Raw genomic sequence first — 25,930 nt, 5'->3', positions numbered from 1 at the left:
GTTACTTAGAACAGATCTGCATCCAGCGCCAGCAGGTTCGCCGAACCCGAACGCGCCTGACGGATCAGCATCGCGGTTTCCGGGTACAGGCGGCCGAAGTAGAAGCGCGCCGTTGCCAGCTTGGCTTCGTAGAACTTGTCGCTTGAATCCTTCTTCTCCAGTGCGATCTTCGCCATCTGCGCGAAGAAGTAGCTGAACACCAGGTGGCCGACCACGCGCAGGTAAGGCACGGCGGCGGCGCCGACTTCGTCCTGGTTCTGGAAGGCCTTCATGCCGATTTCCATGGTCAGCTTGGTGACCTTCTCGCCCAGTTCGCCCAGCGGGGTGACGAATTCGCTCAGCGACTCGTCCAGGCCGTTGTCTTCCACGAAGGCCTTGATCTTCTCGCCGAAGGCGCGCAGCTTGGCGCCGTTGTCCATCAGGATCTTACGGCCCAGCAGGTCCAGCGACTGGATGGTGTTGGTGCCTTCGTAGATCATGTTGATGCGGGCGTCGCGCACGTACTGCTCCATGCCCCACTCGCTGATGTAGCCGTGGCCGCCGTACACCTGCATCGCTTCCGAGGTGGCGATCCAGCCGTTGTCGGTGATGAATGCCTTGACGATCGGGGTCAGCAGCGCGACTTCGCCGGCGGCTTCCTTGCGCACTTCTTCGTCCGGATGGTTCAGTTCGCGGTCGATCTGCAGCGCCACGTAGGAGGTCAGCGCGCGCGCGCCTTCGGCATAGGCCTTCGCGGTCAGCAGCATGCGGCGCACGTCCGGGTGCACGATGATCGGGTCGGCCGGCTTGTCCGGTGCCTTCGGGCCCGACAGCGAACGCATCTGGATGCGGTCTTTCGCATACACCAGCGCGTTCTGGTAGGCGACTTCGGTCAGGCCCAGCGACTGCATGCCGACGCCCAGGCGGGCGGCGTTCATGAACACGAACATCGCGTTCAGGCCCTTGTGCGGCTGGCCGATCAGGGTGCCGACCGCGCCGTCCAGATTCATCTGGCAGGTGGCGTTGCCGTGGATGCCCATCTTCTCTTCGATGGCGCCGCAGAAGATCGGGTTGCGCTCGCCCGGCTGGCCGTCGGCGTTCGGCAGGAATTTCGGCACCAGGAACAGCGAGATGCCCTTGCTGCCTTCCGGTGCGTCCGGCAGGCGCGCCAGCACCAGGTGGACGATGTTTTCCGACATGTCGTGCTCGCCGGCCGAGATGAAGATCTTCGAGCCGGTGATTTTATAGGTGCCGTCGGCTTGCGGCTCGGCCTTCGAGCGCAGCAGGCCCAGGTCGGTGCCGCAGTGGGCTTCGGTCAGGCACATGGTGCCGGTCCACTCGCCCGAGGCCAGCTTCGGCAGGTAGAACTTCTTCTGGTCTTCGGTGCCGTGCTCCTTCAGGCACTCGTAGGCGCCGTGCGACAGGCCCGGGTACATCGACCAGGCCTGGTTCGACGAGTTCAGCATCTCGTAGAAGGAGTTGTTCAGCGCCACCGGCAGGCCCTGGCCGCCGTATTCCGGATCGCAGGCCAGCGCGGCCCAGCCGCCTTCCACGTACTGCTTGTAGGCTTCCTTGAAGCCCTTCGGCGTGGTGACGGTCCTGGTCGCGGCGTCGTAGTGGCAGCCTTCGCGGTCGCCGGAGTGATTCAGGGGGAACAGCACTTCCTGCGTGAACTTCGCGCCTTCTTCGAGCACCTGGTTGATGATGTCGGCGTCGATCTCCTGGTACGCCGGCAGGCTCTTGAACTCTTCGGCGACGTTCAGGAATTCATGCAGAACGAACTGCATATCCCGGATTGGCGCGACGTACTGACCCATGTTGTTCTCCTGACGAAGGTAATGATTGGTGTGTGGTGATTACTTTGCGGGATTGCGGTAGTTCTCGATCAGGCGCGCGAAGCCGCGATGAGCGCGGTCGGGGGCGCCGGGAATGCGCAGGAAGCGGGCATCGTGGTGCACCGCCAGCACCAGGCCGTACATCTCGTACACCAGCTGCTGGGGGTCGGTGTCGGCCTTCAGGTCGCCGCAGTCGACGGCCTGCCGGGCGCAGCGTACCAGGGCGTTCTGCCAGATCTGCACCATGCCGACCAGCTCGTCGCGGATCGGTCCCGGACGGTCGTCGTACTCGACGGCGCCGCTGATATAGATGCAGCCCGACGCGATCTCGACCGAGACGCGCTTGAGCCAGTGCTTGAACATCGCCTCAAGGCGCGGCAAGCCTCGCGGCTCCTTCACGCTGGGGAAGAAGATTTCCTGTTCGAAGCGGCGGTGATAAAGTTTCAGCACTTCGATCTGCAGGTCTTCCCGCGAACCGAAGTGGGCGAACACGCCCGATTTGCTCATGTTCATGCGATCGGCCAGCAGGCCGATCGTGAGGCCCTCGAGGCCGTCGCGGCTGGCGAGTTCGAGCGCAACGTCGAGAATCGCTGCACGCGTCATCTCGCCCTTGCGCATGACCATGGATTTGGCTGAAGTATTGATACGATGCTCCCAGTGGATCGAGAAAAAATCCGAACGCTCGTACTATTATCTACCAGCCTTGAAATGTCAAACGGGAAGTTTAGAGGCGCGGTTCTAGTAGGGTGGGCGCGGCCGGCGTGGACACGAAGTGTGCACCCTACGAGTCCCCGGCCCGTTCGATCGCCCGGCGGTCGCGCTTGGTCGGCCTTCCCTTGATCGTGCTGCTGGGCTCGGGGAACAGGCGACGCGCTTCCTGGTCGTTCGCGCGCTTCTGGATGCTGACCTCCGTTTCGCGGTAGAGCGCCTGCGCAACCGGGGCCGGGCCGCGGGTGCCGGACAGGCCCTGCACGATGACTTCCCAGCGGGTCGAACCGTTGTCGATGAGGAGCTTGTCGCCCACTTTCACGGCGCGCGCCGGCTTGACGTTTTCGGCGTTGATCTTGATCCGTCCACGGTCGACCGCTTCCGCCGCCAGCGAGCGCGTCTTGAAGAAGCGCGCCGCCCACAGCCATTTGTCGATCCGTACGTTCTCGTTTTCGCTCATAAATCCGGGTGTCTGTTCAGGCATAGCCGATCGTAAAGATCCGCATCGTCAGTTTATACAAAAGATAGGCCATTTCATGGCCGGTGCGGCGCACCCAACCAAGTTGCCTCAAATCATCGAGCCCGACCGGCACACCTTCGGCGATGCCGCGCTCGATCTGCTTCGCCATGCTGGAGGCGAAGGCGGCGTCGCGCACCACCACATTGGCTTCCTGGTTCACGAACAGCGACAGGGCGTCGCAATTGCTCGATCCCACGGTGGCCCAGTCGTGGTCGACCACCGCCACCTTGGCGTGCAGCTGGGTCCGGCGGTACTCGACGATGCGCACCCCGGCCGCCAGCAGCTGCGGATAGAAGGACCCCGCCACCGCGTCCTGCATGCGGAATTCGCCGACGCCGATCAGGAGGCAGACGTCGACCCCGCGCCGCGCGGCCTGGGCCAGCGCCTGGCGGAACTTGAGCCCCGGCGCGAAGTACGGCGTGGCCATCAGCACGCGCTTGCGGGCGCGGCCGATCGCCTGCAGGTAGGCGCGCTGGATGGTGCGGCGATTGCGCAGGTTGTCGCGCACCACGAAGCCGGCGCGCATCGGATGCTCGCCCAGCCCCGGCGCCTGCTTGCGGGTTTCCTTGAACAGGTGGTAGCGGTGCTTGATGTTCAGGTGGCCGGCGCGGGTCCACTGGGCCTGGGATTCGCGGTGGATGCGCTCCACCAGCGGGCCGCGCACGCGCACCGCGAAATCCCAGCGCGGCGCCGGCAGCGGCTCGTAGGGTGCGTAGTCGCACAGCGAATCGTCGTTGGTATTGATGCCGCCCACGAAAGCCGTCTGGCCGTCGATCACGACGATCTTGCGGTGGCTGCGCGCCACGCCGCGCCGGAACCAGGGGTTGAACATGCGGTAGTGCACGCAGTGTTTGGCGAATTCCTCGCCGAGGCGGCAGGCGACCCGGCGCCCGGTCCCGAACCAGTCGACCAGCACCCGCACCTTGACGTCGCGCTTGGCGGCGCGGATCAGGGCGTCGGTGACGGCGCGCGCGGTGTCGTCCTCGGCGTAGATATAGGTCTCGTAGAGGACCTCGTGCTTCGCGGAATCGATCGCGGCCAGCAACTCCCTGAAATAGTTGCCGCCGCTTTCCAACAGTCTGACGTCGTTGTTGCCGACGTAGGAAACCGTTCGCATGGGCGGACTAGGCCAGGCTCAGGTTGGCAACGATGGGCGCGTGGTCCGACAGGCGCGCCCATTGCGGCCCGTGCAGGACTTCCGCCTGCTCGACCTTGAAGCCGCGTACATAGATGCGGTCGAGACGGAACCAGGGCAAGGCCGCCGGAAAGGTCCGCGCCGGCACCAGGCTGCGCTCGCGGTCGCGGACCTTGCGCACCAGCTCGCCGATCCGCGAGGAACGCCGCTCCAGTTCGTCGAACACCTCGACCACGCCCAGCTTCATGCGCAGGCAATCGCTGAGGGTATTGCGCCAGTCGTTGAAGTCGCCGGCGATGATGACCGGTTCGCCGTTCGGCGCCGACTCGTTGATGGCATTGATCAGGGCATCGGTCTGGCGCCGGCGGCTGCCTTCGAACAGGCCCAGGTGGACGACATAGCAGTGCACCTTGCAGTCCGGCGTGTCCAGCACGCAATGCAGGATGCCGCGCTGCTCGTAGGCGTGATCGGAAACGTCGTGGTTATGCTGGTTGGCGATCGGGAAGCAGGACAGCAGCGCATTGCCGTGGTGGCCGTGATCGTAGACCGCGTTCATGCCATAGGCGGCATGCAGGGATTCGCCGGCGAAGAACTCGTGCTGGGCAGTGTCCGGCCAGTGGTGGTGAGGGCTGCGTACCTTTTCGCCATAGCGCGCCTGGTAGCGGTCGTGCCGGCCCTGCACTTCCTGCAGGAACACGACATCCGCACCAAAGGTACCGATGGCTTTTTTCAGCGCCAGTACGCGCGGCGTACTGCGGAAGGACGAAACGCCTTTGTGGATGTTGTAGGTCGCAACACGAATTTTCATGGGAACATTTTAACCCCATCATTCCGTGTTCTTCTGGACAGAGCGCCAATCGTGCGGCGCATCAGATTCGGCAGTGGATGCCTGGGCGGGACGCCATTCCCGGGGCACGCCGGGAATGGCCAAGGGATCAGATGCTCATTGCCGGCAGGAAGTGCTCAGCCGGTGCATTATTGTTTGATTCGCTGCTTTCACGGCGAATCGGGTTGGTGCGCAGCGGGCCTGTCAAGAGCAGACCGTTCAGCAATTCGATGCACAGATAATCTTCGTCGACGCTGACATCTTTTACTTTCTGCTCGTGCTTGCGTTCGCTCATAGTTCCTCCCAGTATCCTTGTTGGACTTGCAAAAACAAAAACTCGCCAATGGCGATTTATTGACCTTAGTCAAATCGTTTCACCCTGTCAAACGAACTAATCTATTGTGTTATCTCATCTGTTCCGAATTAAATTCTGAAAACCCTATGAAACTGTAGGTTACAACTGACAGACGCGTAGGAGTTTTACTCATCAATTTTTTTATGTATGCACGTCGCTGTGACGCACATCCAACACCCTGTCGAGCACTTGTTTCTCGAGTACACCAAAAGCCGCGCTGCCGCGTGCGCGAGGGCGCGCCAGCCCGACCGCCAAGTCCATCGCCAGCCGTCCCTGTTCCACAAGAAGGATGCGGTCGGCCAGCACCACGGCCTCCTGCACGTCGTGGGTCACCAGCACTGCCGTGAAGCCGCGCACCAGCGCCGTGGTCGAGCTGTCCAGCCGGTACGGCAGCACCGCCACCAGCGTTGAACAGCACGATTGCGGTCGCCATCTTTCTGCAATACGCATAAAGATGGACTCAGCAAGCGCTAGGATCAGGAGGGAAAATGCCGCGGCAACTGCAGGATCGCTTCCGCGTTCGAACTCGAGAAGCAGCGGTCGGCGGCCTCCAGCAGCGGCAGCCAGGCGTAGTGCAGATGCTCGCGCGGCGCCAGGACGATCGGGATGTCGCGCGGCACGCAGACGGAGAAGACGTGCTCGGTATTGTGCGTTATGCCGGGTGCATAACGGTGGCGCCAGGTCTGGTAGATCTCGTAGACGTTGGAGAGGTGCCAGTCCTGCAGCTTGATCCGTTCGCCATCGGCGACGATGCCGGTTTCCTCGAACAGTTCGCGGGCGGCGGTTTCCAGGAGGGGTTCGTCGACGCGGTCGAGGGAACCGGTGACGGATTGCCAGAAGCCGGGCCGGTCGGCGCGTTCGATCAGCAGGACCTCGAGGTCGGCGGTGTGGATGACGACGAGGACGGATTCGGGGATTTTGTGGGGCATGACGCTATTGTAGGGTGGGCTCGCCGTGCCCACCCTACGATGCTTTAAGCGACCTTCGGCTGCTCGTTACGCAGACGGATATGCAGCTCTTTCAGCTGCTTCTCGTCGACTTCCGACGGCGCGTTGGTCAGCAGGTCCTGGGCGCGCTGGGTCTTCGGGAAGGCGATCACGTCGCGGATCGAGGTCGAGCCGGTCATCAGGGTGATCAGGCGGTCCAGGCCGAAGGCCAGGCCACCGTGAGGCGGCGCGCCGTACTGCAGGGCGTCCAGCAGGAAGCCGAACTTCAGCTGGGCTTCTTCGGCGTCGATCTTCAGGGCACGGAACACTTTGCTCTGGACTTCTTCGCGGTGGATACGGATCGAGCCGCCGCCCAGTTCCCAGCCGTTCAGGACCATGTCGTAGGCCTTGGCGATGCAGGCGCCCGGGTTCGATTCCAGCATGTCCTCGTGGCCGTCCTTCGGCGCGGTGAACGGGTGGTGGGTCGCGGTCCAGCGGTTCGCTTCGTCGTCGTACTCGAACATCGGGAAGTCGATCACCCACAGCGGCGACCAGACGTCGTCGAACAGGCCAGCCTTCTTGCCGAATTCCGAGTGGCCGATCTTCACGCGCAGCGCGCCCATGGCGTCGTTGACGACCTTGGCCTTGTCGGCGCCGAAGAAGATCAGGTCGCCGTCTTCGGCGCCGGTCAGTTCGAGCACTTGCGCCAGCACTTCGTCCGACAGGTTTTTCACGATCGGCGACTGCAGGCCATCGCGGCCCTTGGCCTTCTCGTTGACCTTGATGTAGGCCAGGCCCTTGGCGCCGTAGATGGCGACGAATTGGGTGTAGGCGTCGATTTCCGAACGCGGCATCGAACCGCCCTGCGGCACGCGCAGGCCGACCACGCGGCCGCCCGTCATGTTGGCGGCGCTGTTGAAGACCTTGAACTCGACGGTCTTCATCAGTTCGGTCAGTTCGGTGAACTGCAGCTTGACGCGCATGTCCGGCTTGTCCGAACCGTAGGAGCCCATGGCGGTAGCGAAGTCCATCACCGGGAACGGGTTCGGCAGGTCGATGCCGGCGGCGTTCTTGAAGACCACGCGCATCATGTCTTCGAACAGGTCACGGATTTCCTGCTCGGTCAGGAAGGAGGTCTCGCAGTCGATCTGGGTGAATTCCGGCTGGCGGTCGGCGCGCAGGTCTTCGTCGCGGAAGCACTTGGTGATCTGGTAGTAGCGGTCGAAGTTGGCGACCATCAGCAGCTGCTTGAACAGCTGCGGCGACTGCGGCAGCGCGAAGAAAGTGCCCGGGTTGACGCGCGACGGCACCAGGTAGTCGCGGGCGCCTTCCGGGGTCGACTTGCCCAGCATCGGGGTTTCGATGTCGATGAAGCCCAGGTTGTCCAGGTACTTGCGGACTTCCATCGACACCTTGTAGCGCAGGCGCAGGTTGTGCTGCATCTGGTCGCGGCGCAGGTCGAGCACGCGGTGGGTCAGGCGGGTGGTTTCCGACAGGTTGTCGTCGTCCAGCTGGAACGGCACCGGCACCGAGGCGTTCAGCACTTCCAGTTGGGTGGTGTTGATCTCGATCTTGCCCGACTTCAGGTTGGCGTTGGCGGTGCCCTCCAGGCGGTTCACGACGGTGCCGGTGATGCGCAGGCAGTACTCGTTGCGCACGTGCTCGGCGCCCTTGAAGACGTCGGCATTGTCGGGGTGGCAGACAACCTGCACCAGGCCTTCACGGTCGCGCAGGTCGATGAAGATGACCCCGCCGTGGTCGCGGCGGCGGTGCACCCAGCCGCACAGGCTGACGGTTTGGCCCAGCAGCTCTTCGGTCACGAGGCCGCAGTAGTTGGTACGCATGGAGGACATAGTTTTTCGATCCAGGTTGGTTATTCGGTGCCTGCTGCCAGGCGTTTGATTTCTTGAGAATCCTTGACGGCGGCGGCGGTGTCGGCATCGCCGGCAGTGGCCGGCGCCACGACGCCCATCGACACGATGTACTTCAGGGCCGCGTCGACCGTCATGTCCAGTTCGACCACCCGGCTGCGTTCCATCATCAGGAAGAAGCCCGAGGTCGGGTTCGGGGTGGTCGGCACGTACACGCTCACGTAGTCGCCCACCAGGTGGTTCTTCACGTCGCCGCCCGGCACCCCGGTCAGGAAGGCGATCGTATAGGAGTTCTCGTGCGGGTACGGGATCAGCACGGCCTTGCGGAAGGCGTTGCCCGAGGACGAGAACAGGGTGTCGGACACCTGCTTGACGCTGCCGTAGATCGAGTTGACGACCGGGATGCGGTTCAGCAGGCGCTCCCACAGTCGCACGAACCATTTGCCGACCAGGTTATTGGTCAGCACGCCGGTCAGGAACACGATCGCCAGCGTGATGATCGCGCCCAGGCCCGGGATATAGGTGCGCGGCTGCCACTCGCTCGGCACCAGCACGAGCGACTGGTCGAGCGTGCTGATCACGAAATTGAGCACCCAGGCTGTAATCGCCAGGGGAACCAGGACCAGCGCGCCGGTGATGAAATATTTACGCATCGGAACTCGTCGACGCGGGCGCGGCGCTGGCGGTGCTGCCGCTCTCGCTGCTGGTGGTGGAACCGGAACCGGCGCTGGCGCTGGCGCCGCTGTCGGCACTGCCGGTCGCGGGTGCCGCGCCGGTCGCCGGCGCGCTGCCACCGCGGAAGTCGGTCACATACCAGCCGGTTCCTTTAAGCTGGAAACCGGCGGCGGTGACTTGCTTCTTGAACGATGACTTGCCACACGACGGGCAGACGCTCAGCACCGGATCCGAAATCTTTTGCAGTACATCCTTGGCAAAACCGCATTCATCGCAGCGGTAGGCGTAAATCGGCATCTGAATACTCCGCAAAAATCATCAAAACCCTGAATTATAAAGCTTTTGCGGAAGGTTTTGCCCGTTGGCGCCACCGCCGGGGCGAATGAATACGCTTGCAACTTGCTGCTATCTGGCAACAGTGTTGTTTTTATTCCGCACGATCGATGAGTTGCGTTTGCCGAACATCAACTTACCTGTTTAAATAGCACTCCTTAGTTGCTAAGAAACAGAAGTTTGCGCGACTGGCTCTGCCGTCGCCGCCAAGCCATAAAAGAACGACTTCAAATCGGGGCCCTCTGCGGGCCCTTTTCTTTTCCTGAGCTAATGACGCGTTCCTCACCTCCCCGCCCCGGCCGCCGTCCCAAGATCGAGGGCGGCAAGGAAACCGCTCCCGTGATCCTCGACGCCGCCGAAAAACTGTTCTCGGTACATGGCTTCCATGGCGTCACGGTGCGCGCCGTCGCCGTCGAATGCGGGGTCGACTCGGCCCTGGTCCATTATTACTTCGGCACCAAGCAGGAATTGTTCGATGCCGTGTTCGCGCGCCGCGCCGGCCCGATCAACCAGGACCGCATGGAGGCGATGGCCCGCTACGAGGAAGCGCACGGCGATCGCATGACGGTCGAAGGCGTCGCTTCGGCCTTCCTGATGCCCCTGCTCGACCGGGCGCGCCACGCCGATCCGGGCTGGAAGAATTATTTCGCCCTGCTCGCCCTGGTCAACAGCTCGCGCGGCTGGGGCGCGGACACCATGACCAGCCACTTCGACCCGGTGGTGCGGCGCTTCATCGGCCTGCTGCAGCGGGTGCTGCCGCAGGCCGGCATCGACGACCTGTTCTACAGCTACCAGTTCCTCACCGGCGCCCTGACCCTGACCCTGGGCGCCACCGGCCGCCTGGACCAGCTGTCCGAAGGCCATGCCTCCTCGTCCGACATGGATGCGATCGCGCCGCGCATGATTGCGTATTGCGCGGCCGGCTTCCGCGCCGTGTGCAAGCACTAGACGCTCAGCGCCTGCGCCACACCAGCCAGCGCTCCTTGCCGGCAAAGACAGGAATCGATTCAAGCACGTCCTGGTCCACCACGCAGTCGAAATGCGGCGTCAACAGCGCGTCCAGCTGCGCGCGGGCGATGCCGAAGGGCGGGCCCTTGGGCGCATCGCCGAAGAAGAAGTAACCGGCCAGCAGGCCGCCGGGCGGCAGCAGCGCCGCCCAGCGCCTGGCGACGTCCGGCCAGCGCGCCCGCGGCAGCGCGCACAGGAAGGCCTGTTCATAGACCAGGTCGAGCGGACGCGGCGGAACATAGTCGAAGAAATCGGCCTGCACGATGTGGCCGGCCCACTGCCCCGCCAGGCTTTTGGCGCGGGCGACGGCGGCGGCCGAGAAGTCGATCGCGGTGGCGTCCCAGCCCGCTTCCAGCATCAGCGCCAGTTCGTAGCCGGAACCGCAGCCCGGCGCCAGCGCGGACATGGGCTTGTTCGCCTGCGCCACGAAGGCGCGCAGTTCGGCCGGCGCGCCGCCGCGGTCCCAGGGCGTGAACTGCTTGTCGAAGCGCTCGTCCCAGAATGCGGGCGCGAGCGGGTCGCGGCTGGAAAAGTCGGGCATGGCCTCAGGGATGAACGAAATGCACGGCGGCCAGGCCGATCACCGCGATGCTGGTGACGCAGGCCAGCGCGGCCAGCAGGCGGTTGGTGCGGCGCTGGTTCTCCACCAGCTTGTACATCAGGTCGCCCATGTCGAGGTCGCTGTGCGCGCGCTTGTGCAGCACCTGGTGCATCAGGCGCGGGAACTGCGGCAGCAGCTTGGCGTACTGCGGCGCCTCGACGCGCAGGCGCTCGAGCATGCCGCGCCAGCCGACCTGCTCGGCCATCCAGCGCTCCAGGTAAGGTTTCGCCGTCTTCCACAGGTCGAGCTCCGGATCGAGCTGGCGCCCCAGGCCTTCGATGTTCAGCATGGTCTTCTGCAGCAGCACCAGCTGCGGCTGCACCTCGACGTTGAAGCGGCGCGAGGTCTGGAACAGGCGCAGCAGCACCTGGCCGAAGGAGATGTCCTTCAGCGGGCGGTCGAAGATCGGCTCGCAAGTGGCGCGCACCGCGGCTTCCAGTTCGTCGACGCGGGTGTCGCGCGGCGCCCAGCCGGATTCGATGTGGGCCTCGGCCACGCGCTTGTAGTCGCGGCGGAAGAAGGCCAGGAAGTTCTGCGACAGGTAATCCTTGTCGAAGTCGTTCAGGGTGCCGACGATGCCGAAGTCGAGCGCGATGTAGCGTCCGAAGGTCGCCTCTTCCACCGACACCAGGATGTTCCCGGGGTGCATGTCGGCGTGGAAGAAACCGTCGCGGAAGACCTGGGTGAAGAAGATCTCGACGCCGTCGCGCGACAGCTTTTTCAGGTCGACGCCGGCGGCGATCAGGCGGTCGGTCTGCGAGATCGGGATGCCGTTCATGCGCTCCATCACGATCACGCTGCTGGAGCAGTAATCCCAGTACATCTCCGGAACCATCAGCAGGGTCGAGTTGGCGAAATTGCGGCGCAGCTGGCTGGCCTGGGCGGCTTCGCGCATCAGGTCGAGCTCGTCGTGCAGGTACTTGTCGAATTCGGCGACCACTTCGCGCGGCTTCAGGCGCCGGCTGTCCGGCCACACCTTCTCGATCAGGCCGGCCGCCATCTGCATCAGGGCCAGGTCTTCGTCGATGGTCGACTTCATTCCGGGCCGCAGCACCTTCACCGCCACTTCCTTGCCGTCCTTGAGGGTGGCGAAGTGGACCTGGGCGATCGAGGCCGAGGCCACCGGGGTGCGCTCGAAGGTGGCGAACAGCTCGCTCGGGGGCGCGCCGAGCGAGCGCGTGATCTGGGCGATGGCGAGGTCGGAATCGAAAGGCGGCACGCGGTCCTGCAGCAGCGACAGCTCGGCCACGATATCCGGCGGCATCAGGTCGGGGCGGGTCGACAGCACCTGGCCGAACTTCACGAAGATCGGGCCCAGCTCTTCCAGCGCCAGGCGCAGGCGGATCGCGCGGGGCGAGGTGATGCGGCGCCAGAAGAACACCGAGTTGATGAAGCGGGCGGTACGCGGCACGTCCAGGCCGGACATCGCAATTTCGTCGAGACCGTATCTTGTGAAAACCGTCAGGATCTTGAGGAGGCGCAGGAATTTCAGAATCATCAGCTATCCGTTGGCGGGCGCTGCGCCCGCTGTTGTTCCAGTGTCTGTTCGAGTTTCTGCTCCAGCCTGGCGATCCGCTTGGCCGAGCGCTCGACGTCGTCGCGCAGGCGGTTCACCTCATCGGCGAAGGCGTCGACGCTGCTCGGGCGGATCAGGACGCGGCGCTCTTCCAGCAGGAATTCGGCGACGTTCTCGGCCAGCCGGCGTGCGCTGCCCGTGGCATGCGAGACGGCCGCGCGCGCGCCGCCCGCCAGCCGGTTCGCCGCGATCGGCCCGAACAGGCGGTCGAGATCGTGCTCGGCATCCCAGCGCAGCCCTTTCGAGAGCTGGGAGATGGTGTTGGCGAATTCCGCGTCACCCTCGATGCGCACATAGGAAAACGCGCGGTCGCGGTTCTGCAGGATCAGCGGCAGGTCGCCCGGCTTGACGTGGATGGTCACGTCGGGCACATCGTCGCCGCCGGCCACCTCCAGCATGCCGTCCCTGGCCACGCGCATGCACAGGCGCAGGTGGCCCATGTCGATGCAGGCAACCTTGCCGGCACGGCGCATCAGGGTGTCGCGCGCCCAGGCTTCCTGGGCCAGCAGGTGGTTGATGGTCGCTACGCTTAAGAAAGTAGGAGTCGATGACATTGAAGCTTGCGTTAAAAAAAAACCGCCCTGTGTTGGGCGGTTTCGATCTTACCAGTTCGCCGAGGCACAAACCCGGCAGCACAGATCGTTATGGCAAAAATCTTGCAAAAATGATCTTACGTGATCTGTTGAATGCCCGCCAGGACCCAACCGCCATTGCCGTTCAGCGGCTTGGCCAGGTTCCACACCTCGACGTAAGGCTCGGCCTGGGCGCCCGGGGCGTTGCGGATCATGCCGTCGAACTGCACGCTGGCCAGGTAATCGCGCTCCGTGGTCTCGATGCCCAGCAGCTGGGCGTCGATCGAGACGACCTCGGTATAGTCCTGCTTGCCGCCGCGCTCCTGGATCTGCAGCTGCAGCTCGGCGAACACCTCGGGCGCGGTGAATTCGCGCAGGTCGGCGACGTCGCCACGGTCCCAGGCGGCCTGCATGCGGATGAACGACGCTTTCGCATGGCGCAGGAAGGCCTCGGTGTCGAAGCCGGCCGGCACGCCCCACTGCTCGTGCGCGGCCTGCTTGTTCAGCGACACGTTCGAAGTCGGCTGGTTATAGCCGCCCGAATAAGCCTGGTTCGCGTTCGGCTGCCAGCCCTGGTTCAGGCCGGAACCGATTTCCGGGGTGGCCGAGGCCGAAGCCGGCACCGGGTTCTGGTTAAAGCCCGAGAACGGCGGATTGGCCGGGGTGTCCTTGCGGCGGAACATGCGCACGATGAACATCACGGCGAACACCAGCAGCAGGATCATCAGGATCGAGGACAGCGCGCTGGCCATGGCCCCGCCGATGCCGAAGTGCGAGAACAGCGCGCCCAGGCCCAGGCCCAGCAGGGCGCCGCCCAGTACGCCCTTCCACATGCTCGGACGCTTTTGCGGAATCGGTTGCGGCGCCATCGGGGCCGGCGCCGGACGCTGGTAGCCCGGCTGCTGCGCGGGAGACGGCGCCGGCGCGGGCGCGGGCGCACGCATCCGGCTGACCGACGACGACTGCCGGCCGAAGGAACGGCCGCCACCCACCGGACGTGCGAACGCATCGGCGACGAAGGACAGTGCGGTCACCGCGATCATCGTGCTGGCCAAGAATTTCTTCATCGTGGACACCTCAAAGTTTGATGCCGGTGTGCAGTGCGGCCACACCAGCCGTCAGGTTGTAATACTGCACGCGTTCCAGGCCCACGCTTTCCATCATCGACTTCAGCGTTTCCTGGTCCGGATGCATGCGGATCGACTCGGCCAGGTAGCGGTAGCTCTCGGCATCGTTGGCGATGCGCTGGCCCAGCCACGGCAGCACCGAGAACGAATAGACGTCGTACGGCTTCTGCAGCGGCGCGGCCACCTTCGAAAACTCCAGCACCAGCAGCTTGCCGCCGGGCTTCAGCACGCGGCGCATTTCCGCCAGCGCCTGGTCCTTGTGCGTCATGTTGCGCAGGCCGAAGGCCACGCTGACCCGGTCGAAGTAGTTGTCCGGGAACGGCAGTTTCTCTGCGTCACACAGCAAGGTGGGGGTGACTAGACCTTTATTCAATAGACGATCGCGGCCGACGCGCAGCATCGACTCGTTGATGTCGGTGAGCCAGACCTCGCCGCTCGGGCCCGCCTGCTTGGCGAAGGCCTTGGACAGGTCGCCGGTGCCGCCGGCGATGTCGAGCACCTTGAAGCCGGGACGGATGCCCGCCTGGGCGATGGTGAAGGTCTTCCAGATGCGGTGCAGGCCGCCGGACATCAGGTCGTTCATCACGTCATACTTGGACGCGACCGAGTGGAATACCTTGGCGACTTCATGGACCTTCTCTTCTTCGGAGACGGTCTTGTAGCCGAAATGGGTGGTGTTGGTCATATCGTTTGCCTTTTGATCTTGTCGCATTATACAAGCGGCATGCGGACCGACGCCTATGGATGTGCGAAGGCCACATTCCTGCGCGTGCGAGTGTCCGCTTCGGCGTCGAAAACATCTCCCGGCACAAGCATTTTTCCCGTCTGGAATGATTTTGAACATCACTGTCGTAAAATTCACGACATCGTTTCAATCGTGCAGCACTTTCTTAAAATTTTGCTTATAGTGATTCAGCTTTGTTAACTCCACATGGCGGAGACCAGCGGAGACGGGCAAAGTTTTAGACAAAATCCTTTTGAGAGAGAAATAACATGGCGACTGGCACTGTGAAATGGTTCAACGATTCCAAAGGCTTCGGCTTCATCAAACCGGATGATGGCGGCGACGACCTGTTCGCGCATTTTTCGGCGATCAATGTGGCCGGCTTCAAATCGCTGGCGGAGAACCAGCGCGTCAGCTTCGAAATCACCACCGGCCCGAAGGGCAAGCAAGCTGCGAACATCCAGCCCCAGGCATGATTGCCGACCAGCCGGCCCGACCGGCTCCATAAAAAGCGCCGTGCGGTTTCGCCGGCGCTTTTTTCGTTTACCTTGGGCCCGGTCTCACCTACATTGACTGTCTGGAGTGACTTCTCTGGAGCTCGATATGGCCATCACCAATGCAGCCGCCGGCACCAATGTCCACGAAATCGCCGACGGCGTTTATCGCATCAACACCCCGGTCAATCTCGTACCGGGCGGCTTCTCCTTCAACCAATACCTGGTCGTCGACGATCAACCGCTTCTTTTTCACACCGGGCCAAGAAAGATGTTCCCGCTGGTCTGGGAAGCCGTGGAAAGCGTCATGCCGGTGAGCCATCTGCGCTTCATCGCCCTGTCGCATTTCGAAGCGGACGAGTGCGGTTCCCTGAATGAATGGCTGGGCGTTGCGCCCGAGGCCGCCCCCTTGTGCAGCCGGGTTGCGGCAATGGTGTCGGTGAACGATTTTGCGGACCGGCCAGCCCTGGCCATGGCCGACGGCGCCGAGCTCAGCCTGGGAAAACGCTCGGTCAAATGGCTCGATGCGCCACATCTGCCTCACGGCTGGGAAACAGGCTTCCTGATGGATACCCGAACCAAAACGCTGTTTTGCGGCGACCTGTTCACCCAGGGCGGCCTTGGCGAGGCCGCCCTGACCAGCGACGACATCCTGGAGAACAGCGAAGCGTTCCGGAAACCGATGGATTATTTCTCGCACTCGACCCATACCAGGGAATTGATCGAGCACCTGGCATCCGAATCGCCCGGCACCCTGGCGTGCATGCACGGCAGTGCCTGGAGGGGCGACGGCGCAACGCTGCTGCGCGCCCTCGGCGAACGGCTGGTCAGCGCTTAGCTTAGTGATGGTGGCCGCAGGCATGCGGCTTGGATTGCGCGCCCGGCAGCACGGTGCCCGGCGCACGGCCGCTGTCGCCCTCGAAGCCGGCAGAGTGCAGGCGCTGCAGGTAGTCCTGCCACAGCGCCGCCTCTTCCTTGCCCAGCTTGTACAGGTAGTCCCAGGTATAGATGCCGGACTGGTGGCCGTCGGTGAACAGCGGCTTGATGGCATAGTTACCGACCGGCTCGACGCCTTCGATACCGACATCGCGCTTGCCGACCTGCAGCACTTCCTGGCCGGGCCCGTGGCCCTTCACTTCGGCCGAGGGCGAGTAGACGCGCATCAGCTCGAAGGGGATGGAGAAGGCGGCGCCGTCGTCGAAGGCGATTTCCAGGATTTTGGATTGCTGGCGGATGGTCAGGTTGGTGGGGGTGGGCATGATCGAAAGCTAGCGATGAATGTTGGCCGATGAGCCGTCATTCCGGCGAAGGCGGGAACGAGGGTGCGTAGGGTAAGGATTGGCGCTATTTTATCGGTTTGCGAATTTTCGCTTGATCGCTTCCGCCAACTGGGGAACCAGGGCCCGCCTCTGCGCCAGCACGTCCGCAGGAGTCTCGCGCACCGCCTGGGCCCAAACCGGCGCCGGAAAATGCGCATCGTCCGCATAACGCGGAATCACATGCCAGTGCAAATGCGGCACCACATTGCCCAGGCTGGCAACGTTGACCTTCAGCGGCTGCATCACCTCGCGCACGGCCTGCTCCAGCTTCCACACCGCCTCGTTCAGCAGCAGGCGGTCCGCGTCAGGCAGGTCGCTCACTTCGCGCACATGCTCGTTCCAGATCACGCGGGCGAAGCCTGGGTAGTTGGGCTCGTTCGCCAGGATCACCGAGAACTTGTCGTTGGCGACCACCTTGGACGAAGCCGCCAGTTCGCACAGCTCGCAGCCGGCTTGCTTCGTCATACCAGCACCCTTTCGATACCGCCGTTGTTCGCATTCGCCACGTAGTTCGGCATCCAGTTCTCGCCCAGCAGATGCCGCGCCATCTCGACCACGATGTAGTCGGCGGTCGTGCCCGAGTCGTCGTTGTAGCGCGACAGGCCCTGCAGGCAGGACGGGCAGCTGGTCAGGATCTTGACGTCGCCGCTGAAGCCGTCGGCGCGCAGCTTGTCGGCGCCCTTCTCCATCTCTTCTTCCTTCCTGAAGCGGACCTGGGTCGCGATGTCCGGGCGAGAAACGGCAAAAGTACCGGACTCGCCGCAGCAGCGATCGTTCTTCTCGATCTTCACGTTGTCAGCGGTCTGCACCAGCGCATTCACGGTCTTCATCGAATCCTGCAGCTTCATCGGCGTGTGGCAGGGGTCGTGGTACATGTAGCGGGTACCGGTCACGCCTTCCAGCCTGACGCCCTTCTCCAGCAGGTACTCATGGATGTCCATGATGCGGCAGCCCGGGAAGATCTTCTCGAACTCGTAGGTCGCGAGCTGGTCGTAGCAGGTGCCGCAGGAGACCAGCACGGTCTTGATGTCGAGGTAGTTCAGGGTATTCGCCATGCGGTGGAACAGCACGCGGTTATCCGTCATCATCTTGTCGGCCTTGTCGTACTGGCCGGCGCCGCGCTGCGGATAGCCGCAGCACAGGTAACCCGGCGGCAGCACGGTCTGCACGCCGACTTCCCACAGCATCGCCTGGGTCGCCAGGCCCACCTGCGAGAACAGGCGCTCGGAGCCGCAGCCCGGGAAGTAGAACACGGCCTCGGTGTCGGCGTTGGTCACCTTCGGATTGCGGATGATGGGGATGACCTTGTCGTCCTCGATGTCCAGGAGTGCCCGCGCCGTCTTCTTCGGCAGGTTGCCCGGCATCTTCTTGTTCACGAAGTGGATCACCTGCTCGCGCACCGGCGCCTTGCCGGTGGTCGGCGGCGGCGCCTTGGTCTGCTCCTTCGCCACCGCCTTCAGCACGCTGGCGCCGAGGCGCTGGGCCTTGTAGCCCAGGTCGACCATGGCCTTGCGGGTCAGGTTGATGGTGGTCGGGTCGGTCGCGTTCAGGAAGAACATGGCGGCGCGGTTGGCCGGCTTGAAGCTGCGCTTGTCCATCTTGCGCAGCAGGTTACGCATGTTCATCGAGACGTCGCCGAAGTCGATGTTGACCGGGCACGGCGTCACGCACTTGTGGCACACGGTGCAGTGGTCGGAGACGTCCTCGAACTCTTCCCAGTGGCGGATCGACACGCCGCGGCGGGTCTGCTCCTCGTACAGGAAGGCTTCGATCAGGGCCGAGGTCGCGAGGATCTTGTCGCGCGGTGAGTACAGCAGGTTCGATTGCGGCACGTGGGTCGTGCAGACCGGCTTGCACTTCCCGCAGCGCAGGCAGTCCTTGATGCTGTTGGCGATCTCGCCGATGTCGCTCTGCTGCATGATCAGCGACTCGTGACCCATCAGGCCGAAGGACGGCGTATAGGCATTGCGCAGGTCGGCGTAGGCGGTGTCGGTATTCAGCAGCTTGCCCTTGTTGAAGCGGCCTTCCGGATCGACCCGCTTTTTATACTCGCGGAAGTCGTGGATCTCTTCGTCGGTCAGGAACTCGAGCTTGGTGATGCCGATGCCGTGCTCGCCCGAGATCACGCCGTCCAGGGAGCGCGCCAGCTTCATGATGCGCTCGACGGCCTTGTGCGCATCCTGCAGCATCGCGTAGTCGTCCGAGTTCACCGGCAGGTTGGTGTGGACGTTGCCGTCGCCGGCGTGCATGTGCAGTGCCACGAAGACCCGCGAACGAAGCACGCGTTTATGGATCGCAGTAGCCTCATCAAGGATCGGTTTATACGCCGCGCCGTTGAAGATCTGGCGCAGCGGCGCGCGGATGTCGTTCTTCCACGAGACGCGCACCGTGTGGTCCTGCACCACGTCGAACAAGGTCGCCTGCGGCTGGCCCGATACGCGGCGCTCGAAGGTGTCAATGAAACCGTCGAGGCCGAATTCGGCCAGCTTCGGCAGCACGTCCCGCAAAGGATGGTCCAGGTTGGCCAGCAGCCAGCCCCAGCGCGCAGCGGTCTTCGCCAGCAGCTCGTCGGCCTGCTGCGGACGGTCGCCCAGGATCTCTTCCTTCGACACGCCTTCGCCGGTGGCATCGTCGGCCTTGCTCACTTCCAGCTGGCCGGAGGTGAACAGGGCGTGCAGTTCCTCGACCAGCTGCAGCTTGTTCTTGATGGACAGCTCGATGTTGATGCGCTCGATGCCGTCGGTGTACTCGCCCATGCGGTTCAGCGGGATCACCACGTCTTCGTTGATCTTGAAGGCGTTGGTGTGGCGCGCGATGGCCGCGGTGCGGGCGCGGTCCAGCCAGAATTTTTTCCTGGCTTCCGCGCTGACGGCAATGAAGCCCTCGCCCACGCGGGTATTCGCGATGCGCACCACTTCGGAGGCCGCCTGCGCGACCGCGTTCTCGTCGTCGCCGACGATGTCGCCGAACAGCGCCATCTTCGGCAGCGTGCCGCGCTTGGATTTGGTCGCGTAGCCGACCGCGCGCAGGTAGCGCTCGTCCAGGTGCTCCAGGCCCGCCAGGCGCAGGGTTTCGAATTCCGGCTTGCCGTTCTTCGGCAGGCTGTCCAGGTAATCCTTGATCTCGACGATCGAGGGGATCGCATCGCGCGCCTGGCCGAAGAATTCCAGCGCCACGGTGCGCGTGAACTTCGGCATCTTGTGCAGGATCCAGCGGCCCGAGGTGATCAAGCCGTCCGTGCCCTCTTTCTGGATGCCCGGCAGGCCGGCCAGGAATTTGTCGGTCACGTCCTTGCCCAGGCCTTCCTTGCGGAAGCGGCGGCCTTCGATGGCCAATAGCTCTGTGCGGAACGGCGCGCTCCTCGAGGCGCCCTTCTCCGACGGATGCGTCCACTCCAGCCTGAAGGTCGCGACCGGGGCGTCGTGGATCTTGCCGAGGTTGTGGTCGATGCGGGTCACGTCCAGCCAGTCGCCGTTCGGGTCGACCATGCGCCAGGAAGCGAGATTGTCGAGAGCCGTCCCCCACAGCACGGCCTTCTTGCCGCCCGCATTCATGGCGATGTTCCCGCCGATGCAGGAAGCGTGGGCCGAGGTCGGATCGACCGCGAACACGAAGCCGGCCTTCTCGGCCGCCTGCGAGACGCGCTGGGTCACTACCCCCGCGCCGGTATGGATGGTCGCGTATTCGCGGTCCACGCCCGGCAGGCGGCTCATCTCGACTTCGCCCATGCCGATCAGCTTTTCGGTGTTGATCACCGCCGACATCGGGCTCAGGGGAATCGCACCGCCGGTATAGCCGGTGCCGCCGCCGCGCGGGATGATGGTCAGCCCGAGCTCGATGCAGCCTTTCACCAGGCCGGCCATCTCGTCTTCGGAATCAGGCAGCAGGACCAGGAAGGGATACTCGACGCGCCAGTCGGTGGCGTCGGTCACGTGCGAGGTGCGGTGCATGCCGTCGAAGCGGATGTTGCGCTTGTCCGTGTAGCGGCCCAGCACGGCTCTAGCGCGCTTGCGCAGGTCGTACATGTCGCTGAATTCGCGGCCGAAGTCGTCGACCGCCTTGCGGGCCGCGGCCAGCAACTGCTCGACGGCGCTGCTGCGGGCGGCGGCGGTGGCCGCATCGGCATTGTCGCCAGCATCCACGGTCAGGCGGCGCTTGTCGACTTCGGCCAGGCGGTGATGCAGGGCCTCGATCAGCTTGGCGCGCCGCTTCGGGTTGTCCAGCATGTCGTCCTGCAGATAGGGATTGCGGCGCACCACCCAGATGTCGCCCAGCACTTCGTACAGCATGCGCGCGGAACGGCCGGTCTGGCGCGCGCCGCGCAGCTCGTCAAGCAGCCGCCACGAGGATTCGCCCAGCAGCCGGATCACGATCTCGCGATCGGAAAATGAGGTGTAGTTGTAGGGAATTTCACGCAGGCGGGCCGGTGCGTTTTCTTCGAGCAGGGCGTGGATATTGGCTGGTGCGTTCATGGTGGATCGGCTAACGAACTGACGCGTAGTGGACAGTCATTCTAGCTTATTGCGATGCACCATGCTGGGTAACGAATGATTTTTACAATCCGGTTTTAGCACAAACGTCGGAAAAATCGTTACCAGTGCAAATTTTCGATGCACAAAAACGTGTTTTTGCACCGAAAACTCGGCAATCCGAATATGGTGGCATCTTATCCACGAAGCGTGGCTTCATCCTTGTTCCACGCCCGGTAGCGCCGGGTCAGGCGCATGCTGCGCAACTGGTCGAGCACCACGGTGAAAAGCGGGCTGTAGGCGGCGGACCCCGCACCGCCCCGGCCCAGCGCATGCAGGCGCCGCCGCACCAGCGCCATCCGCGCCAGGCTGGCCAGCACCTTGTCCTTCCAGTCGACCGCCGGCATGGCCGCCACCGGCTCGCGCCCGTCCCGCCACTGGCGCGGCAGGTCGGGGACGGCAGCCAACGCCGTCGCCATGCCGACGATGGCGACACCGCCGTGCAGCACCTGTTCGGCGACTTCACGGCGCGCGATGCCGCCGGTCGTCATCAGCGGCATCGCCGCAACCGCCGCCAGGTCCTTGGCGAATTCCAGGAAATAGGCTTCGCGGGCGAGCGTGCGGCCATCCGCGGTGCGGCCCTGCATCGCCGGGCTCTCGTAGCTCCCGCCCGACAGCTCGACCAGGTCGACCTGCTCGCGATTCAGCATGGCCAGCACCTGGCGTGCGTCGTCCTCGGAAAAGCCGCCGCGCTGGAAGTCGGCCGAATTCAGCTTGACCGCGACGCAGAAGCCCGGCGCCACGCGGGAACGCACTGCCCGCACGACCTCCAGCAGCAGGCGCGCGCGATTGGCCAGGCTGCCGCCCCAGGCATCCTCCCGCCGGTTGCTCAGCGGCGACAGGAATTGCGAGATCAGGTAGCCATGCGCCGCGTGGATCTGGACGCCGGTGAAGCCCGCCTGTTCGGCCGCATGGGCGGTCGCGGCAAAGCGTTCGATGACCTCCGCGATATCGTCTTCCCGCATCGCGACCGGCTGCGCAAACAGCTTGCTGTGCTTGCCCAGGTCCAGCGCCACCGCCGACGGCGCCCAGGCCTGTCCTCCCATGTTCGCCAGCACCTGGCGGCCCGGATGGCTGATCTGCATCCAGACCTGGGCGCCATGCGCGCGCGCCGCCCGGGCCCAGTCAGTGAAGGGCGCCAGCGGCGTGCCCGCTTCGAGCGCGATGGTGCCCGGACCGGTGAGCGCACGCCGGTCGACCATCACGTTGCCGGTGATGATCAGGCCGGTTCCGCCCTCGGCCCAGCGCTGGTACAGGCGGTGGATGGCGGGCCCCGGCAACTGGCCGGCATCGGCAAGGGTCTCTTCCATGGCGGCCTTGGCCAGGCGGTTGGGGACGATGGCGCCGTTCGGCAGGGTCAGCGGGGTAAACAACATGGGATGGCCTCGATTCGATGTGGATGAGGTATCCTAAGCTTGAAGTCAACTTCAAGGTCAAGCGCAAAATGAAAATCGGCGAACTGGCGGAACGCAGCGGGGTTCCGGCCTCCACCATCCGCTACTACGAGAAGGAAGGATTGTTGCCGAAGACGCAGCGTGGGGCGAATGGCTACCGGGTGTACGAGGATTGCGCGCTTGTTCACCTGGAACTCATTCAACTCGGCCAAAGCCTCGGTTTCTCGCTCGACACGATCCGCGCACTCGCGGCGCTTCAGGGAGACGCTCTCCAGGATGGGATACTCGCCAAACTGGACATCCGACTGAAGGAAGTCGACAGATTAAGCGCCATTCTCGACGTTCAACGCCAGTCCCTGCTCCAGACAAAAGCACAGATACAGTCCACGTGGTCGCCAGAGGAAGGTCTACGCCACAAGGTCTTGGCTCGCTACCATGATCACAGTTTGGACGTTTAGGTGCTGACCTGCTATTCAAGCAAAAGAGCAATCTCCCTCCACATCGACTCCTGAATTTCTGACGTCGGCTTCCGATACTTGATGCATAAGCGTGTTTGCCAAGACCAAAAAATGGCAATGCGCAAGATCAAATCCGCCTTTAAGCGTGTCGCTAAGATAGCGCTTTGCATTCCCGAAATATCGTCGCACTGCTTTCTTCAAAGGAAATCACGTGATTCTCGACGAATTACCTTTCTTCAATTCCAGCCTGACTGAAGCGAACCGCCCGATTCGGCTACGTCTTTGGACTCAAAAAGGCGTGGTTGACGACCTGCTGCTTGTCAAGCACGTGAGTGGCGCTGAATCGATCTGCAGTGGCATCGAATATTCGTTGCTATGCGTGTCGAATCATGCCGGCATGGACCTCAAACAATTCATTGCCAATCCAATCGAACTACAGTTCGTGACTGCCTCAGGCGGCTTACGCCCAGTATGCGGCATCATCAACAGCGTCGTCGAAGGCCAGAGCGATGGTGGGTTGGCGACATATCAACTCATTGTCCGCGACGCCTTCTCTCTTCTCGAAGAAACATGCAATACACGCGTTTTCCGTAACGCCAACGAAGTTGATATCACTTACGCCGTTCTGCGTGAGTGGCGCGAAGCCAATCCGGTGGCTGCACGTGCGTTCGATTTCGACGTTCAACGCCTGAAACAATACCCGGCGCGGGAATTCACCATGCAGTACAACGAGTCGAATGCGGTTTTTTTGCGCCGTCTTTGGAAGCGGCGCGGTATCGCCTGGTTTATCCAACCTGGCTCCGCGACTGAGAGAGGCAGCGAAGGCACTCCATGCCATACGCTCGTGTTGTTCGACGACGCGATGACTCTGGAGGAAAACCCAGCTGGTCCAGCGCGCTTTCACCGGGATGCCGGTACCGAGCATCGTGACGGTATCACTAGGTGGCACGCAGCAAGAAAATTAACGGCAGGCCGCGCAAGCCGCTGCAGTTGGGACTATAAGCAAACCTGGTCAATGATGACCAGCGAAACGAGCATCAACGATCAAGGATTGCTTGGCAATCAGTTCGCCTACAGTCTGGATGACTACTTAGTCGATTCCCCCCACACGGGCAACGATATGGGCGACTACCGCTCCCTGGGCGTACTCCGAATTCAACGCAAGGAATATGAAGCGAAGCTTTTTCAAGGCGAAAGTGGCGATCGCGATATGCAAGTCGGACAGTGGAGGCTAATCGAGGGCCATCCCGAGATCGACTCCCATCCGGTCGATGAGAGAGCGTTTGTCTGCACTGAGCTGAGGGTCGAAGCTGAGAACAATCTACCCAAGACGCTCGACGAACGAATTCGCCGTATGTTTGTTCTGAACGGCTGGGACAGCGATCAAGCCAGCATCCGTCAGGCGAGTGATGAACGCAGCATGCGCTACACAAATCGCTTTACCTGCACACGGCGTGGCATTCCAATCGTCCCTGCTTACGATCCTCGTATCGACTTGCCGCGTACGGAAGCACAAACCGCTATCGTCGTCGGCCCTGTGAATGATGAAATCCACTGCGATGAACTTGGACGAATAAAGGTTCGGTTTCCAGCATGCCGAACGGAAGACCACGAGCATGCTCAGGGTGCTGGGGCTTCTGACAGCGATCGCGACTCTRCATGGTTGAGAATCTCCACAGGATGGGCGGGAAATCGGTACGGTGTTATTTCCCTGCCACGCGTTGGCGACGAAGTGGTCGTTGTTTTCCTGGGAGGGGACCCGGATAAGCCATTGATAATCGGCAGCGTACATGGAGGGAATACATCACCACCCTCTTTCAACCAAACCAGTATTCTGCCCGGCGACAAGCACCTGTCCGGGATCGTCAGCAAAGAAGGTCAGTCGCGGCGCGCCAATCAGCTCCGATTGGACGACACACCGAACCAGATCAGTGCTCAACTGGCGAGCGAGCACGGCCACAGCCAACTGAATTTAGGCTATCTGACGCATCCACGGCACGACAGCAAAGCCGAGGCCCGCGGTGAAGGTGCAGAGCTGCGAACAGATGCCAGTTTGTCGTTGCGAGCTGGCAAAGGCATTCTCATCAGTGCGGACGCCTCTTTGCGAGCTGCCGGTCGCCAGCTCGATCGTGACGGGCTGACCGGGCTGGCGAAGGCGCTAGAGACGATTCAGAAGCAACTTGCCGAGGTGGCTGAGAAACACGAGGCTGATGCAGCGAATGGAGACTCACTAGCCCAGGTGTCGGGCCATCTGAAGCAGTGGGAAGATGGTAGCAACACCGCAAAAGACCAGATGAGGGCTGGCGGCCAGCCGATCGTCGCCGTCCAAGCACCAGCCGGTATGCTGCTGGGAAGCCAAGCTGGCATTGCCATCGGAGCGCAGACGCACGTCGATGTCGTCAGTCTCGGCAATACGCAGGTTTCGGCCGGACGTAGACTGGTGCTTCATGCGCTGGAAAGCATCAGCCTCTTCGCCCATGCACTCGGCACCAAGCTGATCGCTGCTAGTGGAAAAGTCGAGGTCCAGGCTCATGACGATAACGTGGAAATCACCTCGGCCAAGCGTATCGTCCTTTCCGCTGCCGATGAAATCGTTCTGCAGTCTCCCAAAGTCACCGTCATTTCCAAAGGTGCTCAGGCGGCATTTGGAGGGGGGACCATCACCCATCAATGCACAGGCAATTTCGTGGTCAAGTCCGCCAAAGCCGAATTTCCTGGCGCTGGCGATGGCGGGTCAATCGATCTGAAAATTCCCGGGAGTTCGGCAAATTATGACCAACGCGTGCGCATGGTCGACCTGAGCACCGGTGAGCCATTGGCCAATCTACGCTATCGAGCGACGATGGAGGATGGCCAGATCCTGGAAGGCCAAACCGATTCGGATGGGCTGACTCAGATACTCACTTCGACCATTCCCTTCGGCCACTTTGCGATCGAAGCAATCTACGACTGACCAGACAGGAGA

The 25,930-nt window shown here is 62.9% G+C and carries 24 protein-coding genes and 1 pseudogene; 5 read left to right on the top strand and 20 right to left on the bottom strand.

The genetic code is table 11. From position 1 onward, the window contains the following. Window positions 1-5: 5 nt before the first annotated feature. From AB4Z32_RS05785 to AB4Z32_RS05735, 11 genes and pseudogenes are all read right to left on the bottom strand, one after another. Window positions 6-1,796 (bottom strand): acyl-CoA dehydrogenase C-terminal domain-containing protein, encoded by a 1,791-nt coding sequence (locus AB4Z32_RS05785; RefSeq protein ID WP_441934966.1) that lies wholly within the window; start codon window positions 1,794-1,796, stop codon window positions 6-8. A gap of 39 nt (window positions 1,797-1,835) precedes the next feature. Beyond that, window positions 1,836-2,432, bottom strand: a complete 597-nt coding sequence (locus tag AB4Z32_RS05780; RefSeq protein ID WP_441935120.1) for a TetR/AcrR family transcriptional regulator — start codon at window positions 2,430-2,432, stop codon at window positions 1,836-1,838. A 163-nt stretch (window positions 2,433-2,595) separates the two neighbouring features. Then, a complete protein-coding gene (locus AB4Z32_RS05775; protein ID WP_441934965.1) occupies window positions 2,596-2,982 on the bottom strand; it encodes an RNA-binding S4 domain-containing protein in 387 nt (128 codons plus the stop codon). 16 nt (window positions 2,983-2,998) lie between these two features. Next, window positions 2,999-4,159, bottom strand: coding sequence for a cardiolipin synthase ClsB (clsB, locus tag AB4Z32_RS05770; RefSeq protein ID WP_441934964.1), 1,161 nt, complete (start codon window positions 4,157-4,159; stop codon window positions 2,999-3,001). Between the two features lie 7 nt (window positions 4,160-4,166). After that, a complete protein-coding gene (locus AB4Z32_RS05765; protein WP_441934963.1) occupies window positions 4,167-4,985 on the bottom strand; it encodes an endonuclease/exonuclease/phosphatase family protein in 819 nt (272 codons plus the stop codon). A gap of 127 nt (window positions 4,986-5,112) precedes the next feature. Further along, window positions 5,113-5,298: a hypothetical protein gene (locus tag AB4Z32_RS05760; RefSeq protein ID WP_441934962.1), complete on the bottom strand. Its 186-nt coding sequence runs from the start codon at window positions 5,296-5,298 to the stop codon at window positions 5,113-5,115. Window positions 5,299-5,499: 201 nt separating this feature from the next. Continuing rightward, a pseudogene (locus tag AB4Z32_RS05755) lies at window positions 5,500-5,709 on the bottom strand (ATP-binding cassette domain-containing protein); the annotation flags it as partial. Window positions 5,710-5,834: 125 nt separating this feature from the next. Further along, entirely contained in the window at window positions 5,835-6,287 is a 453-nt protein-coding gene (nudB, locus tag AB4Z32_RS05750; protein ID WP_441934961.1) for a dihydroneopterin triphosphate diphosphatase, read from the bottom strand. Between the two features lie 44 nt (window positions 6,288-6,331). After that, entirely contained in the window at window positions 6,332-8,137 is a 1,806-nt protein-coding gene (gene aspS / locus AB4Z32_RS05745) for an aspartate--tRNA ligase (protein ID WP_441934960.1), read from the bottom strand. A 20-nt stretch (window positions 8,138-8,157) separates the two neighbouring features. Continuing rightward, window positions 8,158-8,808, bottom strand: a complete 651-nt coding sequence (locus AB4Z32_RS05740) for a DUF502 domain-containing protein (protein WP_441934959.1) — start codon at window positions 8,806-8,808, stop codon at window positions 8,158-8,160. Beyond that, a complete protein-coding gene (locus tag AB4Z32_RS05735) occupies window positions 8,801-9,127 on the bottom strand; it encodes an FmdB family zinc ribbon protein (RefSeq protein WP_441934958.1) in 327 nt (108 codons plus the stop codon). The genes AB4Z32_RS05740 and AB4Z32_RS05735 overlap by 8 nt, the downstream gene beginning before the upstream one ends. Window positions 9,128-9,433: 306 nt before the next feature. Between AB4Z32_RS05735 and AB4Z32_RS05730 the strand changes: the two genes are divergently transcribed. Continuing rightward, window positions 9,434-10,111: a TetR/AcrR family transcriptional regulator gene (locus AB4Z32_RS05730; protein WP_441934957.1), complete on the top strand. Its 678-nt coding sequence runs from the start codon at window positions 9,434-9,436 to the stop codon at window positions 10,109-10,111. 4 nt (window positions 10,112-10,115) lie between these two features. On the opposite strand, the gene AB4Z32_RS05725 is transcribed toward AB4Z32_RS05730, so the two are convergent. From AB4Z32_RS05725 to ubiE, 5 genes are all read right to left on the bottom strand, one after another. After that, a complete protein-coding gene (locus AB4Z32_RS05725) occupies window positions 10,116-10,712 on the bottom strand; it encodes a methyltransferase (protein WP_441934956.1) in 597 nt (198 codons plus the stop codon). Window positions 10,713-10,716: 4 nt separating this feature from the next. Then, window positions 10,717-12,270, bottom strand: a complete 1,554-nt coding sequence (gene ubiB / locus AB4Z32_RS05720; protein ID WP_441934955.1) for a ubiquinone biosynthesis regulatory protein kinase UbiB — start codon at window positions 12,268-12,270, stop codon at window positions 10,717-10,719. Continuing rightward, window positions 12,270-12,902: a ubiquinone biosynthesis accessory factor UbiJ gene (locus tag AB4Z32_RS05715; protein WP_441934954.1), complete on the bottom strand. Its 633-nt coding sequence runs from the start codon at window positions 12,900-12,902 to the stop codon at window positions 12,270-12,272. Before AB4Z32_RS05715 ends, ubiB begins: the two co-directional genes overlap by 1 nt. 116 nt (window positions 12,903-13,018) lie before the next feature. Continuing rightward, complete coding sequence (locus AB4Z32_RS05710; RefSeq protein ID WP_441934953.1) at window positions 13,019-13,987, bottom strand: Tim44 domain-containing protein; 969 nt, start codon at window positions 13,985-13,987, stop codon at window positions 13,019-13,021. A gap of 10 nt (window positions 13,988-13,997) precedes the next feature. Continuing rightward, complete coding sequence (gene ubiE / locus AB4Z32_RS05705) at window positions 13,998-14,732, bottom strand: bifunctional demethylmenaquinone methyltransferase/2-methoxy-6-polyprenyl-1,4-benzoquinol methylase UbiE (RefSeq protein WP_441934952.1); 735 nt, start codon at window positions 14,730-14,732, stop codon at window positions 13,998-14,000. 308 nt (window positions 14,733-15,040) lie between these two features. Here ubiE and AB4Z32_RS05700 point away from each other — a divergent pair, with 308 nt between their 5' ends. Together AB4Z32_RS05700 and AB4Z32_RS05695 are read left to right on the top strand one after the other, a co-directional pair. After that, on the top strand, window positions 15,041-15,247 hold the full coding sequence (locus tag AB4Z32_RS05700; protein ID WP_441934951.1) for a cold-shock protein: 207 nt from the start codon (window positions 15,041-15,043) through the stop codon (window positions 15,245-15,247). 127 nt (window positions 15,248-15,374) lie between these two features. Continuing rightward, window positions 15,375-16,103 carry an MBL fold metallo-hydrolase gene (locus tag AB4Z32_RS05695; protein ID WP_441934950.1) on the top strand — a complete coding sequence of 243 codons (729 nt, stop codon included), beginning with the start codon at window positions 15,375-15,377 and terminating at the stop codon, window positions 16,101-16,103. A 1-nt stretch (window position 16,104) separates the two neighbouring features. Here AB4Z32_RS05695 and AB4Z32_RS05690 read toward each other — a convergent pair whose 3' ends face one another. The 4 genes from AB4Z32_RS05690 to AB4Z32_RS05675 form a co-directional block, all read right to left on the bottom strand. After that, window positions 16,105-16,524, bottom strand: a complete 420-nt coding sequence (locus AB4Z32_RS05690) for a gamma-butyrobetaine hydroxylase-like domain-containing protein (protein WP_441934949.1) — start codon at window positions 16,522-16,524, stop codon at window positions 16,105-16,107. 90 nt (window positions 16,525-16,614) lie between these two features. Continuing rightward, the gene (locus AB4Z32_RS05685; RefSeq protein ID WP_441934948.1) at window positions 16,615-17,049 is read right to left on the bottom strand and encodes an HIT family protein; all 435 of its coding nucleotides are present in this window, start codon (window positions 17,047-17,049) and stop codon (window positions 16,615-16,617) included. Further along, window positions 17,046-21,056, bottom strand: a complete 4,011-nt coding sequence (locus AB4Z32_RS05680; RefSeq protein ID WP_441934947.1) for a DUF3683 domain-containing protein — start codon at window positions 21,054-21,056, stop codon at window positions 17,046-17,048. Before AB4Z32_RS05680 ends, AB4Z32_RS05685 begins: the two co-directional genes overlap by 4 nt. Before the next feature lie 194 nt (window positions 21,057-21,250). Next, window positions 21,251-22,489, bottom strand: coding sequence for an NADH:flavin oxidoreductase/NADH oxidase family protein (locus AB4Z32_RS05675; protein ID WP_441934946.1), 1,239 nt, complete (start codon window positions 22,487-22,489; stop codon window positions 21,251-21,253). A gap of 68 nt (window positions 22,490-22,557) precedes the next feature. Between AB4Z32_RS05675 and AB4Z32_RS05670 the strand changes: the two genes are divergently transcribed. Then, on the top strand, window positions 22,558-22,965 hold the full coding sequence (locus tag AB4Z32_RS05670) for a MerR family DNA-binding transcriptional regulator (RefSeq protein WP_441934945.1): 408 nt from the start codon (window positions 22,558-22,560) through the stop codon (window positions 22,963-22,965). A 211-nt stretch (window positions 22,966-23,176) separates the two neighbouring features. Beyond that, entirely contained in the window at window positions 23,177-25,918 is a 2,742-nt protein-coding gene (locus AB4Z32_RS05665) for a type VI secretion system Vgr family protein (protein ID WP_441934944.1), read from the top strand. The last annotated feature ends 12 nt before the right edge of the window (window positions 25,919-25,930 follow it).

This window comes from Massilia sp. 2TAF26, from assembly GCF_052115005.1.
Lineage (GTDB): Bacteria > Pseudomonadota > Gammaproteobacteria > Burkholderiales > Burkholderiaceae_D > Telluria.
This window is presented reverse-complemented; position numbering and strand designations above follow the sequence as displayed.

Bases quoted from the DNA above. Each gene is read 5' to 3' on its own strand.
- AB4Z32_RS05785 (WP_441934966.1), bottom strand. From the start codon at position 1,796: ATGGGTCAGTACGTCGCGCCAATCCGGGATATGCAGTTCGTTCTGCAT.
- AB4Z32_RS05780 (WP_441935120.1), bottom strand. From the start codon at position 2,432: ATGCGCAAGGGCGAGATGACGCGTGCAGCGATTCTCGACGTTGCGCTC.
- AB4Z32_RS05775 (WP_441934965.1), bottom strand. From the start codon at position 2,982: ATGAGCGAAAACGAGAACGTACGGATCGACAAATGGCTGTGGGCGGCG.
- clsB (WP_441934964.1), bottom strand. From the start codon at position 4,159: ATGCGAACGGTTTCCTACGTCGGCAACAACGACGTCAGACTGTTGGAA.
- AB4Z32_RS05765 (WP_441934963.1), bottom strand. From the start codon at position 4,985: ATGAAAATTCGTGTTGCGACCTACAACATCCACAAAGGCGTTTCGTCC.
- AB4Z32_RS05760 (WP_441934962.1), bottom strand. From the start codon at position 5,298: ATGAGCGAACGCAAGCACGAGCAGAAAGTAAAAGATGTCAGCGTCGAC.
- nudB (WP_441934961.1), bottom strand. From the start codon at position 6,287: ATGCCCCACAAAATCCCCGAATCCGTCCTCGTCGTCATCCACACCGCC.
- aspS (WP_441934960.1), bottom strand. From the start codon at position 8,137: ATGTCCTCCATGCGTACCAACTACTGCGGCCTCGTGACCGAAGAGCTG.
- AB4Z32_RS05740 (WP_441934959.1), bottom strand. From the start codon at position 8,808: ATGCGTAAATATTTCATCACCGGCGCGCTGGTCCTGGTTCCCCTGGCG.
- AB4Z32_RS05735 (WP_441934958.1), bottom strand. From the start codon at position 9,127: ATGCCGATTTACGCCTACCGCTGCGATGAATGCGGTTTTGCCAAGGAT.
- AB4Z32_RS05730 (WP_441934957.1), top strand. From the start codon at position 9,434: ATGACGCGTTCCTCACCTCCCCGCCCCGGCCGCCGTCCCAAGATCGAG.
- AB4Z32_RS05725 (WP_441934956.1), bottom strand. From the start codon at position 10,712: ATGCCCGACTTTTCCAGCCGCGACCCGCTCGCGCCCGCATTCTGGGAC.
- ubiB (WP_441934955.1), bottom strand. From the start codon at position 12,270: ATGATTCTGAAATTCCTGCGCCTCCTCAAGATCCTGACGGTTTTCACA.
- AB4Z32_RS05715 (WP_441934954.1), bottom strand. From the start codon at position 12,902: ATGTCATCGACTCCTACTTTCTTAAGCGTAGCGACCATCAACCACCTG.
- AB4Z32_RS05710 (WP_441934953.1), bottom strand. From the start codon at position 13,987: ATGAAGAAATTCTTGGCCAGCACGATGATCGCGGTGACCGCACTGTCC.
- ubiE (WP_441934952.1), bottom strand. From the start codon at position 14,732: ATGACCAACACCACCCATTTCGGCTACAAGACCGTCTCCGAAGAAGAG.
- AB4Z32_RS05700 (WP_441934951.1), top strand. From the start codon at position 15,041: ATGGCGACTGGCACTGTGAAATGGTTCAACGATTCCAAAGGCTTCGGC.
- AB4Z32_RS05695 (WP_441934950.1), top strand. From the start codon at position 15,375: ATGGCCATCACCAATGCAGCCGCCGGCACCAATGTCCACGAAATCGCC.
- AB4Z32_RS05690 (WP_441934949.1), bottom strand. From the start codon at position 16,524: ATGCCCACCCCCACCAACCTGACCATCCGCCAGCAATCCAAAATCCTG.
- AB4Z32_RS05685 (WP_441934948.1), bottom strand. From the start codon at position 17,049: ATGACGAAGCAAGCCGGCTGCGAGCTGTGCGAACTGGCGGCTTCGTCC.
- AB4Z32_RS05680 (WP_441934947.1), bottom strand. From the start codon at position 21,056: ATGAACGCACCAGCCAATATCCACGCCCTGCTCGAAGAAAACGCACCG.
- AB4Z32_RS05675 (WP_441934946.1), bottom strand. From the start codon at position 22,489: ATGTTGTTTACCCCGCTGACCCTGCCGAACGGCGCCATCGTCCCCAAC.
- AB4Z32_RS05670 (WP_441934945.1), top strand. From the start codon at position 22,558: ATGAAAATCGGCGAACTGGCGGAACGCAGCGGGGTTCCGGCCTCCACC.